The sequence below is a fragment of the Pseudoduganella sp. GW821-FHT12E03 genome, assembly GCF_058807115.1.
The window spans coordinates 363,795-379,212 of the sequence record NZ_JBXAQJ010000004.1; the positions used below are offsets into that span (position 1 = coordinate 363,795).

The 15,418-nt window shown below is 63.0% G+C and carries 10 protein-coding genes; 5 read left to right on the forward strand and 5 right to left on the reverse strand.

Translation table 11 applies throughout. The annotated features are described in order from the left end of the window. Positions 1-48 precede the first annotated feature (48 nt). Entirely contained in the window at positions 49-1,659 is a 1,611-nt protein-coding gene (locus tag AC1RRC_RS12500; protein ID WP_493055996.1) for an NAD(P)-binding protein, read from the reverse strand. 166 nt (positions 1,660-1,825) lie between these two features. Then, positions 1,826-3,337: a polyamine aminopropyltransferase gene (locus AC1RRC_RS12505; RefSeq protein WP_493055798.1), complete on the reverse strand. Its 1,512-nt coding sequence runs from the start codon at positions 3,335-3,337 to the stop codon at positions 1,826-1,828. 55 nt (positions 3,338-3,392) lie between these two features. Between AC1RRC_RS12505 and AC1RRC_RS12510 the strand changes: the two genes are divergently transcribed. Genes AC1RRC_RS12510 through speD form a run of 5 tightly spaced genes read left to right on the forward strand, consistent with a single transcriptional unit; the run spans position 3,393 to position 6,914 of the window. Further along, positions 3,393-3,779 carry a DUF350 domain-containing protein gene (locus AC1RRC_RS12510; RefSeq protein WP_493055799.1) on the forward strand — a complete coding sequence of 129 codons (387 nt, stop codon included), beginning with the start codon at positions 3,393-3,395 and terminating at the stop codon, positions 3,777-3,779. A gap of 44 nt (positions 3,780-3,823) precedes the next feature. Next, the gene (locus tag AC1RRC_RS12515) at positions 3,824-4,876 is read left to right on the forward strand and encodes an SPFH domain-containing protein (RefSeq protein WP_493055800.1); all 1,053 of its coding nucleotides are present in this window, start codon (positions 3,824-3,826) and stop codon (positions 4,874-4,876) included. 21 nt (positions 4,877-4,897) lie between these two features. Further along, positions 4,898-6,352, forward strand: coding sequence for a DUF4178 domain-containing protein (locus AC1RRC_RS12520; protein WP_493055801.1), 1,455 nt, complete (start codon positions 4,898-4,900; stop codon positions 6,350-6,352). Further along, positions 6,352-6,537, forward strand: a complete 186-nt coding sequence (locus AC1RRC_RS12525; RefSeq protein WP_493055802.1) for a hypothetical protein — start codon at positions 6,352-6,354, stop codon at positions 6,535-6,537. Before AC1RRC_RS12520 ends, AC1RRC_RS12525 begins: the two co-directional genes overlap by 1 nt. Continuing rightward, positions 6,537-6,914, forward strand: a complete 378-nt coding sequence (speD, locus tag AC1RRC_RS12530) for an adenosylmethionine decarboxylase (RefSeq protein WP_493055803.1) — start codon at positions 6,537-6,539, stop codon at positions 6,912-6,914. The genes AC1RRC_RS12525 and speD overlap by 1 nt, the downstream gene beginning before the upstream one ends. Positions 6,915-6,945: 31 nt before the next feature. Here speD and AC1RRC_RS12535 read toward each other — a convergent pair whose 3' ends face one another. The 3 genes from AC1RRC_RS12535 to AC1RRC_RS12545 all read right to left on the reverse strand — a co-directional run bounded on the left by AC1RRC_RS12535 (position 6,946) and on the right by AC1RRC_RS12545 (position 15,141). Next, positions 6,946-9,303 (reverse strand): beta-galactosidase, encoded by a 2,358-nt coding sequence (locus AC1RRC_RS12535; RefSeq protein ID WP_493055804.1) that lies wholly within the window; start codon positions 9,301-9,303, stop codon positions 6,946-6,948. A 94-nt stretch (positions 9,304-9,397) separates the two neighbouring features. After that, on the reverse strand, positions 9,398-12,157 hold the full coding sequence (locus AC1RRC_RS12540) for a TonB-dependent receptor (RefSeq protein ID WP_493055805.1): 2,760 nt from the start codon (positions 12,155-12,157) through the stop codon (positions 9,398-9,400). A gap of 536 nt (positions 12,158-12,693) precedes the next feature. Then, positions 12,694-15,141, reverse strand: a complete 2,448-nt coding sequence (locus tag AC1RRC_RS12545; protein ID WP_493055806.1) for a beta-galactosidase — start codon at positions 15,139-15,141, stop codon at positions 12,694-12,696. Positions 15,142-15,418 lie beyond the last annotated feature (277 nt).

Consider the following 15,418-nt stretch of genomic DNA (forward strand, 5'->3'; position numbering starts at 1 on the left):
ATTCAGAAATATGCTTCTTTTGCCGAACCCTATGCCGTTTTCACATAGCTATCGGATTGCCAATGTTGCCGCTCTGATGCCCCACCACGCCGCCTCTTCAAACACGGAAAACCCCGACAAATCCGCATGGGCGAACAGGATCGGGCCATCCACCTCGCGCAGCGCCTGCGCGCCGGGGTTCGACAGGAAACCCGGCAGCGGGGCCGCCATGGCGTGGCCGCGCAGCGTAATGTCGACCCGTTCCACGCACGGCGCCAGCGCGGCGCCATAGGCCGCGTACAGGTCGGCGGAGGCCTGCGCCAGCAGCTCGGCAGGCGACGCCGTCACCATCCAGCGCCGCGCCGACACGGGCGTGCGGTCCGACAACGCGACATAGGAAGAAAACACGGTTTTCAAAGGCGGCGTCTGGCGGATGTCCTGGTGGGTGGACACCACATAGCCCAGCCCCGGTTCCTGGTACACCACGTTATCCCACGACAGCGGCACATGGGGCTTCTCTTGCGGGAAGCGCTTCAACAGGAAATTGGCCACCAGCCACGGCGAATACACGGGGTTGTCGCGCTCCCCGTCATAACCGTATTGCGCGATGTTCTCGACCACCCGCGCCGCCACATACAGCGGCATCGCGCAAATGGCTTTACGGGCCTGCACCAGGTAGCTGACCGGCTTGCCGTTGTCCAGCCGGAAGCACAGCGCTTCCACCCCTTGCGCGGTTTTTTTCACGGACACCACGGTGCCCGCATGGCGCTGCACGGCGGCTTGCCTTTCCAGGCCTGAGGCCAACGGCTGCAAGCCGCCCGGCCATGTCAGCCACGCGCCATTCGACGCGTTGGCGGCCTGGCCCCAGCGGCTGCAGTAGTAATGCAAACCGGCCCACGCGGACACCTGGTCATAGCGCGCGCCATAATCGTCGCGGCAGCAATAATTCAAGTACCAGTGCAGGGTCGGCGCCCGGTACCCTTTTCGCTCCAGCCACGCCTTGAGCGTGATGCGGTCCAGCGCGCGCCACTGCGGGTCCTGGGACGACAGCACCGTGGGAAAGACAAACACGCGCTTGCCATCATTGCCATGGGTTTGCCGCAGTTGCTCGACTTCGGCAAAGAAGCGCTTGTGCTCCGCCAGTTCCCAGTCCGGCACACCCTCGGTCGGAATAAACCCTTCCTGCCACTGGCCCTGGTACAGCAAGCGCTCTTCCGGCGCATGCAGCAGCCACCGTTCATCGTAGACCGGCTTTTCCGCATAAGGGTCGCGTTCGATGATGCCGAGGTCGAACAGGATTTCGCGCACGTGCTTTGACTCCGGCGACGGCAGCGGCAAATAGTGGCCGCCGGTCGGGTATTCCAGGTCGCCGAATTGTCCGCCCGCCGCATTGCCATAGGGCTGCGGCCCGTCGACCATCAAAAAGTCGCCGTGCCCCAGCTTGCGCAGCTTCCACGCCGCCGTCATGCCGGCAATGCCGGAACCGAGGATGGCGACATCGGTGCGCAAGATCTGCGACGGCGGCGGCAGCGCCTTGCGGTCGCGCATGAAGTGGCCTTCATCGCGGCCCGGATAGTGGACTGTCGGCGTGATTTCCTGCCAGCGCTGGAAACCGGCCACACTGCCGGCCGCCAGGGCGCCGCTGGCCCCCGCCCATACGAGAAACGAGCGACGCTCCATCACGCCTGCTCCTTGTGGCGCGGCATCAACCCGTAGGGCGGTTTCCGCAACGCGGAAGCCGCCATGCATGCCAACCGGTACTGCCCACGCCAGTGGCAACGCCAGCATGGCGGCTCGCAAGCGAACCGCCCTACGGGAGCACGCCGCAACAATGGACACCAATCGCTCATCGCATCACCTTGCGCCAATCCTGCTCGAATTCATGCACCAGCGACTGGGTATTGAGCCGGTTCGGCGCCATCTCCATCCGCTGCATGTCCGGCGGGAAGGCAAACATCGCGCGCGTGGTGTCGCCGTTCAGGTAGCGCATCGGCAAGCGGTACTGGCCCGGCGGCTGGTAAGCCAGTTGCGGCGACGCCAGGATAAAGCCCCATTCGCCAAACGAGGGCACATAGGCGTGGTAGGGATGGGTCTTCAACCCCACCTCGCGCAAGGTGGCGTCGATGGTCCAATAAGCGTGCGGCGCAAAGAACGGCGACGTCGATTGCACGACGATCAGGCCATTGGCCGCCACGTGTTTTTTCACCGTGCCATAAAACGGCACCGAATACAGCTTGCCCAGCGCGAAGCTGGACGGATCGGGAAAGTCGATGATGACGGCATCGAACATCTCGTCCGTGTTTTGCAGCCACACCGCCGCATCGGCATTGATGACGCGGGCGCGCGGATTGCGGAACGCGCCGCCATTCAATTTCGCCAGTTCGTCGCGCGTGGTGAAGGCGCCGGTCATGGCCGGGTCCAGGTCCACCACCGTCACGTGCTCGATGTTCGGGTAGCGCAGGATTTCCCGCAGCGCCAGCCCGTCGCCGCCGCCCAGCACCAGCACCCGTTTCGCCCACGGCAGCGCTTCCAGCGCCGGATGCACCAGCGCTTCGTGGTAACGGTATTCGTCGCGCGACGAGAATTGCAGGTTGCCGTTGATGTACAGCCGCAAATCGTCTTTCCAGCGCGTGATCACGAGGCGCTGGTACGGCGTGGTGGTCGAATACACGATTTCATCGCCAAACAAGCCGTGTTCCCCCCATTGCGTCATGCGGTCGGCGCCGATAAAACCCGCCACCAGCACGCCCATCACGGTGGCCGCGCGCAGCACGCGGCCCGCCAGGTTGTCCAGTTCGGCGCGGAACACATAGATGGTCCAGCCGGCCACGCCCACGTTCAGCATGCCGAACATGAAGCCGGTGCGCACCAGTCCCAGGTGCGGCGCCAGCACCAGCGGGAACAGCACGGACACGGCCAGCGCGCCCAGGTAGTCAAAGGTCAGCACGCGGCTCACCAGTTCATTGAATTCGGTCTTGCGCTCGTTCAGCGCGCGCATCACCAGCGGCACTTCCATGCCGACCAGCGCCCCGACCATGAACACCATCACGTACAACAGCGTGCGGAACGGCGCCGCCATCCACGAATACGTCAGGAACAGCACGGCGGCGGACACGCCGCCAATCAGGCCCACCGCCAGTTCAATGTCGACAAAGCGCCCCAGCACTTCGTCGTCCTTCACGTACTTCGAGAAGTGGGCGCCCACGCCCATCGCGAACAGGTAGCAGCCAATGATGGTGGAAAATTGCAGCACCGAGTCGCCCAGCAGATAGCTCGACAGGGCCCCGGCAATCAGTTCGTAGGCCAGGCCACAGGAGGCGACCACGAAGACGGACAGGATCAGAATTCTTTTTGTCATCGGGTGTTTCTGTTCTAATATTGTCAGTATTACAGGATACTATCCGAGGAAAGCCGTGCCGCCCATCCTAAACTACGCGATCCACCTGTTCCTGGCCGCGCTGCTGCTGGTCATGTTCTTTGCGATCTATACCCGCATCACGCCCTACAACGAGGTGCTGCTGATCCGCCAGGGCAACCCGGCGGCGGCCTTGTCGCTGGGCGGGGCGCTGATCGGCTTTTCCATGACGATCGCATCGAGCCTGATCCATACGGCGAATTACGAGCAATTCTTCCTGTGGGCCTTTGGCGCCATGGTGGTGCAGATACTGGTGTATTTCGCCACCTCGCATATGCTGAAGATGTCGCGTGACCACATCGAAAACGGCAACGCCGCGTATGGCGGCTTGCTGGGAGCGATTTCTCTCTCGATTGGCGCCATCAACGCCGCCTGCATTTCCTGAACTTATTTCCTGAAACTTTATCCATGCCTTTGAAGGAGACCATCATGGGCCTCGGCAGCTTTATCAAGAAGCAGTTTATCGATGTCATCCAGTGGACGGAAGACCAGGAAGGCGTGCTGGCATGGCGCTTCCCCATGCAAGACCAGGAAATCCAGAACGGCGGCGTGCTGGTGGTGCGCGATTCGCAGGTGGCGGTGTTTGTCAACGAAGGCCGGATCGCCGATGTGTTCGGGCCCGGCACCCACAAGCTGACCACGCAAACCCTGCCGCTGCTGACCAACCTGAAAAACTGGGACAAGCTGTTTGATTCCCCGTTCAAGTCGGACGTGGTGTTCTTCAGCACCCGGGTCCAGACCGGCCGCAAATGGGGCACGCAGCAACCGATCACGATCCGCGACAAGGATTTCGACATGATCCGCGTGCGCGCCTTCGGCATGTACTCGTACCGCGTGGCGGACCCGCGCAAGTTTTACACCGAACTGTCCGGCACGCGCGAAATCTATACGCGCGATGACGTCGAAGACCAGTTGCGCGGCCTGCTGATGGCCACCATGGCCAGCTCGCTGGGCGCCTCGAATGTCGCCTTCCTCGACATGGCCGCCAACCAAGCGCTAATGGCGCAGCAAGTGCGGGGCGACCTGGCCGATGCCTTTGCCCGCTATGGCGTGGGCCTCGATGAATTCAACGTGGCCAGCGTCAGCTTGCCGGAAGAATTGCAGGCCGCGCTGGACGCGCGTATTTCCGCCGGCATGAAGGGCAGCCTGGGCGCCGACAAGATGGCCGGCTACACCAAGTTCCAGGTGGCCGATGCGATCCCGCTGGCGGCGCAAAACGAAGGCGGTATCGCCGGCATCGGCGCGGGCCTGGGCGCCGGCGTCACCCTGGGCCAGGCGATGGGCCAGGCCGTCGGCGCGTCGCTGGCGCCGGCCGCGCCGCAGGCCGCACCACAGGCGGCGCCAGCCGCCGCGCCGGTATCGGCCGAAGACGATATCGAAGCGCGCCTGGGCAAGCTGAAAGGCTTGCTGGACAAGGGCCTGATTTCCGCCACCGACTATGACACGGCGAAGTCGGAACTGTTGAAGAAACTGATCGGTTAACCAGAGGGTATCGGCGCGCACATGCAGATCGTTTCCTGCCCCAGCTGCGGCGCGGAAGTCACCTTCCGCTCGCACGCGTCCGTCATGGCCGTGTGCGAGTACTGCAATACCAGCGTCCTCAAGGACGCCGATGCGGTCAAGGACATGGGCAAGATGTCCGCCGTGCTGGAAGATTATTCGCCGGTCCAGATCAACACGTCCGGCGTGCTGGGTGGCCGCCAGTTCACCGTGGTCGGCCGCATCCAGCTGCAATACAGCGCGGGCATGTGGAATGAGTGGTACCTGCTGTTCGACGATGGCGCCGGTGGCTGGCTGGGCGATTCGTCCGGCCAGTTCGTCGTCACCACGGCGCGCCAGGTCAGCGGCCCGCTCCCCCGGTTCCCCGAACTGTCCCCCGGCAACTTCACCGCCGTCGAAGGCCGCCGCTATACGGTGGCCGAAGTGCGCACCGCGCGGTGCATTGGCGGCCAGGGCGAACTGCCGTTCAGGGTGGGCGATGGCTGGCGCGCACAGGTGGCGGATTTGCGCGATGGCGGCAGCTTTGCCACGCTCGATTATTCCGATGGCGAAGTGCCCACCGTGTACACCGGCGTGTCCGTCACCCTGGAAAGCATGCAGTGCCAGTTGCTGCGCGACGATGAAGAAATCCGCCGCAGCACCGGGCGGCACCGGGGCAAGCTCACCGCGCTCGATTGCCCGTCCTGCGGTGGTCCCATCAAATACCTGCCGGGCCTGACGTCGGCCCTGCTGTGCCCTTCGTGCCACGCGCAACTCGACGCATCCAGCCCGAAAGTGCAGGTGCTGCAGGCGGGCGAACGGCTGGACGCCATGCGGCCTTCGCTGGAACTGGGCGCCATCGCGCGCATGAACCGGCAAGAGTTCCGCGTCACCGGCTTCATGGTGCGCGAAGACGATGAAGGCACACGCTGGAATGAATACCTGATGTATGGCAACCGCTCGGGCTTTTCGTGGCTGGTGGAGACCGATGACGGGTGGTACCGCGCCAATGTGATGTCGGACTGGCCCAGCTGGGATGGCGGCGACTATGCGCGGCAAGACAAGGCCGCCTTCAAGAAGCTGTACAGCTATGGCGCGCGGGTGGTGTATGCGGCGGGCGCGTTCAACTGGCGGGTACAGGCCGGCGACACGGTCCATGTGACGGAATTCGAGCAGGGACAGGTGAAACTGGCGGCGGAACTGTCGCAGGAAGAATTGACGTGGTCGCGTTCCACGCCGGTGCCGTTCGACCAGATGAAGGCGCTGTTCGGCGCCTCGTTCCGTGGCCGGGAACCGGCGCCGAAGGGCAAGGCGGGCAGCCCGAAAAGCCTGGCCAAGAAAGCCATCATGGTCATGCTGGCGCTGAACCTGGTGCCGATCCTGCTGTCGTTCGGCGGCGCATTCTTTTACAACCTGATCGGCGCCCTGGCGATTTTCCTGCCGGCGCTGTTCATCGATTCGCAAGGCAAGGATAAATAATGGGCCGCTACACCTTGTACGTGGTCGTCGTGCTGGCGGTCACCACCATCAGCAGCTGGAGCCATATGCTGAGCAGCTTCGGTTCGTCGTCCGGCAGCGGCTCCAGCTGGAGTTCGCATTCGGGCGGCGGTGGCAGTTATGGCGGCGGCTATGGCGGCGGCGGGGGTGGCGGAGGCCACAAGTAATGCAGCATTTGCCACGCGGGCGGCATTTGCTGGCCGATTTGTCCGGTATCGCTGCCGACAAGCTGACCAGCTGCGACGCCATCGACCACCTGCTGCGCGCCGCGGCCATTGCGGCCGGCGCGCACGTGCTGCACAGCCATTTCCACGGCTTTGGCCCCGGCCAGGGCGTGACCGGCGTCGCGCTGCTGGCCGAGTCCCACATTTCCATCCACACCTGGCCGGAACACGGCTACGCGGCGGCCGACATTTTCATGTGCGGCGATGCGCAGCCGGAGCTGGCGCTCGACATCATCCGCAAGGCGCTGGCGCCGCAATCGTGCGAGCTGCACACGATACGCCGCGCGCCGCCGGGTACACCACCATCATCCCCGCAGTGACCGGGGGCCCACCCGGGACGATCCGCCGGTGCTATTCGCTGACCAGCTTGTCGGCGACATACATGCGGTATTGCCGGATGCGGCCGGTGACCGTGTCCGGTCCCTGGCGCGGCATATAGCGCACGCCCGCCACCTCCACCCGCGGGCCCAGGTCGATGATCAACTGGTGCGGGTGCGCCGCTGCACCGGAGAACGCCGTATGCCAATGATCCGACGCCTGTCCGTTAATGGCGTTGAGGGCGGAGCCGTCTTCCTTTTTCAGCTCTTCGCTGCTGACGTAGGCGATCGTCCACGATTGCTGGTTGAGGGTTTTGCCGTCCTTGCCGAGCAGCGAAATCTCGCCGACCGCCGCGTACTGCTTGCCATCGAAGGCGCTCAGCGACTCGAGGCAGAAGTGGCGGCCCGTCACCGGTGTGGCGAACAGCACGTCCTGGGTGGCGGCCCCTGGGGCGAATTCACCCGCATGCGCCGGGACGATGCCCTGCAGCGCGGGCTTGACCGTGCTTGGCGGACGCGCCAGGTCCAGTTCCGGATTGAGCTGATCGAGTATGGGTTCGGTGAGTCCCGCGATCCGGGCGCTGCGCGGTCCGGTCAGGTCGAGCACCACGACCTCGTTGCGGCCCTTTTTGATCCAGGGCCCGGGCAGGTACATGGTCTGGGTTGGTCCGATACTCCAGTAGCGGCCAAGGCAACGGCCGTTGACCCAGACAATGCCCTGGCCCCAGCCGGACATGTCGAGGAAGGTGTCTGCCTGCTTGCCGGCGTGGAAACCGCCGCGCCAGAAAGCGGGCCCTTTGGCGCGTCCGGCCTTGAACGATAACGGCGGCAGCACCGCATCGGCGTCGAAGTCGATGGCGCGGATCTCCCAGTTCTCCAGTGCCTGCGCCACGCCCTCCTTGGGCGTGAAGGTCACCGGACCGTGCAGCCCCTTGCGGTCGTGCACTTCCAGGCCGAAATTGACGCGCGCGATGGTGTACAGCAGGATGTCGACCGTGACGGCCCGGCTGCGCGCCGGCACGCTGACCGCGAAACGGCGATGGCGCGTATCCATCGTGCCAATCTGCTTGCCATCCACATAGACCCAGGCCAGGTCCCGCACCTTGGCCGCGGCCAGCACACCCGCCGGTCCGGTCGGCAGTTGCACGCGATAAGCCACCAAACCACGGCTGATGTCGTACTGTTCGATCGGCGCGGGCGAGGTGGCCTTGATCGCGCGTTGTGGCAGATTGGCGAACACCGGCGCCGATTCGTTCAACGCGAACGGCTCGATCCGCATGACGGGATTGCGCGGTGGCGGCTCGGGCAACACCTCGCCGGGCGCCAGGAACGGACGCATGCCCTCGCGGTAGGCATCGAACTTGGCGCCGATCCATCCCGCCTCGCTGATCGGCGCGTCGTAGTCGTAGCTGGTGGTGTCGGGCCTGAATGGCCGGTCGCAACCGCCCCACAGGCCGAACGAGGTGCCGCCATGGGCCATGTAGAGGCTGAACGAACCGTTCGCCTTGAGCATGGCCTGGATGTCAATCACGGCTTTCGTATTGTCGCCGCGGCGGTGAGGATTGCCCCAGGTGTCGAACCAGCCCGAGTAGTATTCGCCGCACATCAGCGGCGCCTGCTGGACGGCGGCGAGCGCCTTGAAGCCACCGGCCGGATCGCTGCCGAAATTGGCTACCGACAGCATGCCGGGAAGATGGGTTTTCGCGACCGCATTGGTCGGGTTGCACTGGAACAGCGGCACATCGAAGCCGGCGTCGAGCAGCGCCTGGCGCATGGTGCGCATGTAGTCCAGGTCTTCGCCGAAGAAACCGTACTCGTTCTCCACCTGGACCATGAGTATGGAGCCGCCCTGCGTCACCTGCATCGGCCCCAGCACGCGGCCAACTTCGCGCAGGTAGCGCCGCGCCGGATCGACAAAGGCCGCGTCGCGCGTGCGCAGGAAGGCATCGCCCGGATGCTTCTTGAGCAGCCACCACGGCAGGCCGCCCATTTCCCACTCGGCGCAGGCATACGGCCCGGGACGCAAAATCACCCACAGCCCTTCCTCCCGGGCCAGGCGGCAAAATTCAGCGGCGTCGCGCTGGCCGCTCCAGTCGAACTTTCCTTCGCGCCATTCGTGGTAGTTCCAGAACAGGTAGGCGCACACCGTGTTCAGGCCCATGGCCTTGATGGCCTTCAGGCGGTGCTGCCAGTATTCGCGCGGCACGCGCGCAAAGTGCATTTCGCCGCAGCGGATCTGGAGCGGTTTGCCGTCCAGCAGAAAATCGTTGGCGCCGACGGTGAAGCGCGGCGATGCCGCGCTTTGGGCGACTGCGCGGAAAGGCAACAAGGCGGTGCTGGCGGCAACCGCTGCCCCGGTCAACAGACGGCGGCGTGGTATATGTGTATGCATGGTTCCGAAGGTTAAACTGAACGATAAAGCCGAAGAATGCCGCGCGGGGCACGGCGCCATGCCGCACCCCGCTCAACCCTGCAGGCGCCGGGACTTAGAAGGCCAGCCTCACGCCGGCGTTGAATCGGCGGCCGACATCTTCCATCGTCAGGAATTGTGTCTCATTTTTCGCATATTCCTGCATCTTCGCGTTGGTCAAATTGATCACATCGGCGTAGATCGACATCGTTGGCGTCAGGTTGTAGCGCACGCTGGCATCGGTCTGCCCATATGCGGCGCGGTTGCGCGGCTGCGCACTGCCGCCACCGCAGTCGACCGAGAACTTGTTGCGCCAGTTATAGCTGACCCGCGCCTGGAACTTGCTGTTTTCGTAGAAGAGGGACCCGTTATACGATTGCCGGGACAAACCCGGATAGCCGCAGGCCACCGCACCGCTGTCGCCTTCGCGGGTGGCGCTGGCGTCCACATAGGTATAGTTGGCCGCCGCGCCAAATCCGTTCAGCCAGGGCGTCAAGGTGTCAAACGCATACTGGCCGGCTATTTCCAGGCCTTTAATTTTACCCTTCTGTCCATTCCGGACGCGGGTGTCATGCACCACCTCGTTGTACTGAGGTATCCGCATGTCCACCAGTTTCGATTCGAGAAAATCGGAGACATTTTTCAGGAATACGGCGCTGCTGACATAGCTGGTTTTCGACAGATACCATTCATACGACACGTCGAAGTTTTTCGACTGCATCGGCTTCAGGTAAGGATTGCCACCGCCGGTCTGCACGTCGCCATAGCGTCCGCCATACCAGTTTTCCACGCCCAGCTGGTTCAGCGTCGGGCGGGTCACGGTCTTCGACGCGGCCAGGCGCAGGATGGTGTTGTCCGTCAGGTCGAATTTCAGGTTGCCGGACGGGAGGAAGTTGTTATAGCTGTTGCTCACCGACGTGACGGCGGACGGCCCCCAATTCAGGATATAGGTCGTATCGTTGGGGCTTTTCACCGCGGACAGCAACACGCGGCTGATCCCGGTGGACGTCGATTGCACCCTCACCATGCGCATGCCCGCGTTCGCCGACCAGCCCTCGCCCTCCCATTTGGAGTCCAGGAACAGGCTGGCGACTTTTTCCTTGACGGCCCACATCGATGGCCTGGTGTAATCGATCGCCATCGGCCCATTCGGGAATTTCTTGAGATCGGAATACAGCGCCGGATCGTTCGATTGCGCCAGCAATGATGGCTGGTTCAGGTAGTTGATGTAGGCCTGCGGATCGAAGCTGAGGTACTGCGAGGGTGCCTGGGCGCCGCCGCCCATCGAGTTCAGCGGCGTGACCGTAAACAGGCTGGCGGGCAGGGCAACATGGTAGCCGCTGAACGCGTTCCACGAGTCGGCGCTCCACTGGTTGCGGCCGACCTTGCGCTGCGAGTACGCCATCCCGCTGTCGAGGCCTTTGAAATAGCCGATATCGTGGTTCCAGGACAGGTTCAACCGCCCTTCACGCAGGGTGTCCCGAAACTGGACCTCGCTGTTGGAAACAGCGTGGGCGCGCACCGCCGTCGGATCGGCGATGCCGTCGCCGAAGGCCAGGGTGGGGTAGCCGTTGAAGGTCAACGCATCGCCGTTCTTCGGCACCATGCCTGCGACCACCCACATATCGGGCGACTCGGATGTCGAGCGCGAGGACGACAGGTCACCCTCGAGTTTCCACTCCGGCGCCAGGTTCCACTTCGAGTTCAGCCCGAAAGCGCTGGTGGTCGACAGGCGGTCGCCCCCCTTGACGATCATGTCGTTCGAATTGATGCCCACCAGGTCCTTCAAGGCAGGATTGTTCGCGAGGAAGTTCGCACCGGGACGCAGGAAACTGGTCACCTGATCGTTGGCGTCATACTTGACGCCCAGCTGGGCCGGGTTGTTCCAGTCGCTGATCGCAATCACGGCGTTGCGCTGGTCCAGGCGCGAATACAAGGCGTCGGCGCTGAGTTTCCAGGTGGCCGACGGGTTGTATTGCACCGTCACGTTACCGACCAGCCGCTTGCGCGTTTCGTTTTCCTGCTGATAGCCGAAGCTCTGCGGCATGTACAGCTTGCGGGTGGTGACATCGGCCGATGTCAATCCTTTCGAATTGAGGTCGCCATTGATCATGGCGACATCCCGGTAATTCCAGCTGTCCGTGATGGCCTTGTTCTGTTTCGAGGCGCGATCGGTGTAGGACAGCGATCCGCTCACGCCGAAGTCGCGTTCCGCGTTGGCGAACGAATACATGCCGCTGATATTGGGCGTGTTTTTCCTTGAGTTGGAATCGTACGCGTCAAAGACGTTGACGACGGACGAGTGCCCCACTTTGCCCGACAGCGGCCGCGCCGTCTGGATATCCACCGTGGAGCCGATCCCTCCCTCGGGCAGGAAGGGCTGGGATGTCTTGTAGACCAGGGCTTTCGAGATCAGGTCGGAGGACAGCAAATCGAAGGAAAACTCGCGTCCGCCGGTGTCGCTGGTCAGGGTCCGGCCATTGACCAGCACATTGTTGAATTCAGGTCCCAGGCCGCGTACCGAAATGTAGCGTCCTTCGCCATTGTTGCGCTGGATTTGCACGCCTGTCACACGCTGCAGGGATTCGGCGATATTCGTATCGGGAAATTTACCGGCATCCTCGGCGGACACCGCGTCCACCACGCCATCCTGGATGCGCTTGGTGTTCAACGACGAGGAGAGGGAGGCGCGAATACCGCTGACAACCACTTTCGCGCCTACATCATCAGAAACCGCCTCGGCGGTGGTTTGGGCTGAAGCACACACCGTCAGCAGCATTTCGGCAATGAGCGCAGCCAGCACGGTCTTACGCAAATTCGTCGTATCAATAGTCATCGTAGTCTCCAGTATTTTATTGGTATAAATCAGGGAAATTCCCAGGGCTGGCCATGCCTTGACATCTCGCCCTTGCCGGCTTGAGGTGGCGCTGAATGCCTGGTCGCTTCCTTAATCAATCACCCGCTTTGGTTACGGGTTGAATGCATCGTACTGAACTAGTGCATTGCTCTCTAATGCCGAATTCACTCAAATGTATGAGCAATTCGTATAGCTAGGGTCAGGCGTGCATTCGTGCACATTCCCGGTGGGGTCAGGCGTGCATTGATGCATTCGCGTCACAATGCCAGCGCGAATGCAGGCCAGGTGGAATAAGGGCTACTTGTTCACGGTGTGGAAAATCGATGACGTCAGTTGCGACGGATGTGCGATGGATGCAGCAGGCCCGGCCGCCCGCATTTCACCGCGTCAAAACGCAGGAATGCAGGCGGCATCGGCACCGCATGCAAAAAGAAGTGCACGAATGCACGCCTGACCCCATTGAAAGAACGCATCAATGCACGCCTGACCCCACCGGAGGGTTGATCCCACTGGGGTTAGCGCACGTCGAGGCGGTACACGGGGGTGATGGTCACGCCGCGCAGTTCGGCGATTTGCTGCTTGCCCGCGAAATCGGGGCGGCCTTCTTTCGGTATGTAGACCGGGGCATCGGCCCGCAGCGGCAGCACGGATAAGGTCAGCGGGCTTGGTCCTTTAGCCGCATGCTTCAACGCGTATTGCCAGCCATAGCCGCTGTAGTACCAGTCGTCGAGCATGCGCGTGCCGTTGAACAGGCGGCCGATGTCGCCCGTGAAGTCCAGGTTCAGCAGCGCTTCCGGTTCACCCTTGCCGGACGACGGCGGCACATCGATGCGCCACGCGGCGGCCTGGCGGAAGCTTTCCGGAATCGGTTGCATGGCGGCTTTCGCCTGGCCGCCGATCATGACCGGACGGACCACTTGCGCTTCCCGCAGCGGCGTGATGGTGGCCGCAAGACGGCGCTCAGGCAACGTGATATCGAACGACTGGAAGATGCCGTCGGCGCCTTCCTTCAGCACGCCCTGCCTGGCCTTCACGGACTTTGGCAGCGGCGGATAGACGGCAAAGCGGAACGCGGGATTGCCGTCCGAACGCAGCTTCACACCGCCATCGGCAAACCAGGTCTGCTGCGCGCTCAGCACCAGGCGGCGCTTGCCCGCCACTTCCCCGATCGCCAGGTGCTGCGCCTGCTGTTCCGACAGCACCACCACCGTCACCGGCCGCCCCTGCGCGCGGCGCAACGTGACCGCTGCGCCAAGGCCGGGAACGATACCCTCCACCACGACTCCGGACCCCGCATTGGACATGCGCGCGCCCGTACTCATCTCCAGCCGGTCCACCGCCTTGCCGTCAAACGCCAGTTCCACCGGGATGTTGCCGCTGGCAGAGAAGACGTACACGACGCCCTCCTTGCCGTTATCGAGGCGCGCCACCGGCTGCGCCGTCGCATACGACAGGCGCGTACCATCGAGGTCGAAGTTCACCGGCCAGATGAAATACGCGCCATTGGCCACGTCCACCGGTGTGCGCGGGAAGACCTTGGTTTCATTGGGCAGCTTGACGGAAAACTGCAATTGCTTCTGTTCCGGCATCGCGTACTGGCGCACGTGATTGCTGACGAACAGGAATGCGCTGTCACCCTTGCTGCGCAAGGACAAACGCGGCGTCACCAAGTCGTCCGAACCGGCCGGCACCCGATCCGGTTTGCGCACCGTCATCGGCGCCAGGCGGTCGCCAAAGTCGTGCATGAACAAGTGGTAAGGACGCAGCCGCGCCAGCACGGGACGCTGTTGGCCATCCGGCCCCAGTGGCGCCTGGAAGTCATAGCTGATCATCGGCGTATCGTTATGGCCGCCACTGAGGGTACTTTCTTCCAGCGACGTCAAATCCATGGGATTGCGGCCGCCATGGAACATGTAGTAACCGAGCAAATTCACGCCGGAGCCCAGCTGCACCGGCAACATCGACGCGATATCGTCGGGCGACACCACCGGACGGCGGCGGTACATGAACGGCAAGCCCGCGCCATACTCGGCGCCGAGGAAGGGCGTGGTGTCCATATCCGTTTCCGCCGTGCCCTTGCCCTTGCGCGCCGTCTGCGCCCCCAGGTCGCCGCTGACGCGGCTGTCGAAACGGAACGCGTAAGTTTCCTTCGGCTTCAGCTCTTTGGTACTGGCTGCCCACGGTTCATCCGGATAGCCGCCAAACACCGGCGTGACTTCGCCACTGGGATACACGGTCTGGTCCCAGCCCGTCACCGTGTACAGCGGCACATCGACACCGGCCTTCAATGCCAGCGTCTTCAGCGTGCGGATATGTCCCGCCCCTTCCGCGGGCCCATCGAGGTTGTATTCATTTTCCAGCTGCGCCCCCAGCACCGGGCCGCCATCCTTCCACAGCAAGCCTTTCAGCTGGCGGCCGGTTTCGTTGTACAGGCGCGCCACGTGGTCCAGGTATTGCGGGTCATCCTTGCGGGTCGGCATGGCATTGACCACCCAGTCGGGAATCCCGCCATAGCGCACTTCCGCATGCACCCACGGTCCCAGGCGCACCACCACATCGAGCCCGGCCTTGGCGGCCAGTTGCACGAAGCGGCGCAAATCATTCTGGCCGGCCCAGTCGAAACGGCCGTCGCGCGGTTCATGGTGGTTCCAGATCACGTAGGTGGCGACGATATCAATGCCGGCCGCCTTCATTTTGCGCAGTTCCGTTTCCCACTCGTCGGCCGGCGTGCGGCTGTAATGGAATTCGCCCATCACCGGCATCCACGGTTTGCCATCGCGGGTCAGATATTGGCTGTTGACGCCCAGTCGCGTGCCGGACGGCGACACGGATGCGCCGGTCTTCAACTGGTTTTCCAGTGGCGCCTTGGCGGGGGCGCTGGCATCGATGGTCAGCAGGGTCTGGCCAAAGGCGCCGCCCGCAGCAAGGGCTGCCGCCAGCGGCAGCAGGGTCAATCGCTTCATCGGTTTCTCCAGGGTTTATTTTTTATAATTGCCAAAGAGTCTACGGGCAGCAGGTAGCAGCGAAATATGAATAATCACGTGGAAGGCATATGGAAATGGCATACACCGCCATGCCCAAGCAATTGACCGCTGTGCGCATCAGTGCGACACTGGCGGCTTCCCATCAACCGGCCAGGAGAATGAACCATGCATACGTTGGATATTGCCCTCCTGCCGGCTGCCTGATCCGCGCCCTCCTGTCTTTCGACATGATGTAACGCCGCGCGATCGCGCGCCG

What these genes read in the sequence shown, in the direction of transcription:
- AC1RRC_RS12520 (WP_493055801.1), top strand. Translation starts at nt 4,898, where the DNA reads ATGCAGATCGTTTCCTGCCCCAGCTGCGGCGCGGAAGTCACCTTCCGC.
- AC1RRC_RS12515 (WP_493055800.1), top strand. Translation starts at nt 3,824, where the DNA reads ATGGGCCTCGGCAGCTTTATCAAGAAGCAGTTTATCGATGTCATCCAG.
- AC1RRC_RS12540 (WP_493055805.1), bottom strand. Translation starts at nt 12,157, where the DNA reads ATGACTATTGATACGACGAATTTGCGTAAGACCGTGCTGGCTGCGCTC.
- AC1RRC_RS12525 (WP_493055802.1), top strand. Translation starts at nt 6,352, where the DNA reads ATGGGCCGCTACACCTTGTACGTGGTCGTCGTGCTGGCGGTCACCACC.
- AC1RRC_RS12500 (WP_493055996.1), bottom strand. Translation starts at nt 1,659, where the DNA reads ATGGAGCGTCGCTCGTTTCTCGTATGGGCGGGGGCCAGCGGCGCCCTG.
- AC1RRC_RS12505 (WP_493055798.1), bottom strand. Translation starts at nt 3,337, where the DNA reads ATGACAAAAAGAATTCTGATCCTGTCCGTCTTCGTGGTCGCCTCCTGT.
- AC1RRC_RS12535 (WP_493055804.1), bottom strand. Translation starts at nt 9,303, where the DNA reads ATGCATACACATATACCACGCCGCCGTCTGTTGACCGGGGCAGCGGTT.
- speD (WP_493055803.1), top strand. Translation starts at nt 6,537, where the DNA reads ATGCAGCATTTGCCACGCGGGCGGCATTTGCTGGCCGATTTGTCCGGT.
- AC1RRC_RS12545 (WP_493055806.1), bottom strand. Translation starts at nt 15,141, where the DNA reads ATGAAGCGATTGACCCTGCTGCCGCTGGCGGCAGCCCTTGCTGCGGGC.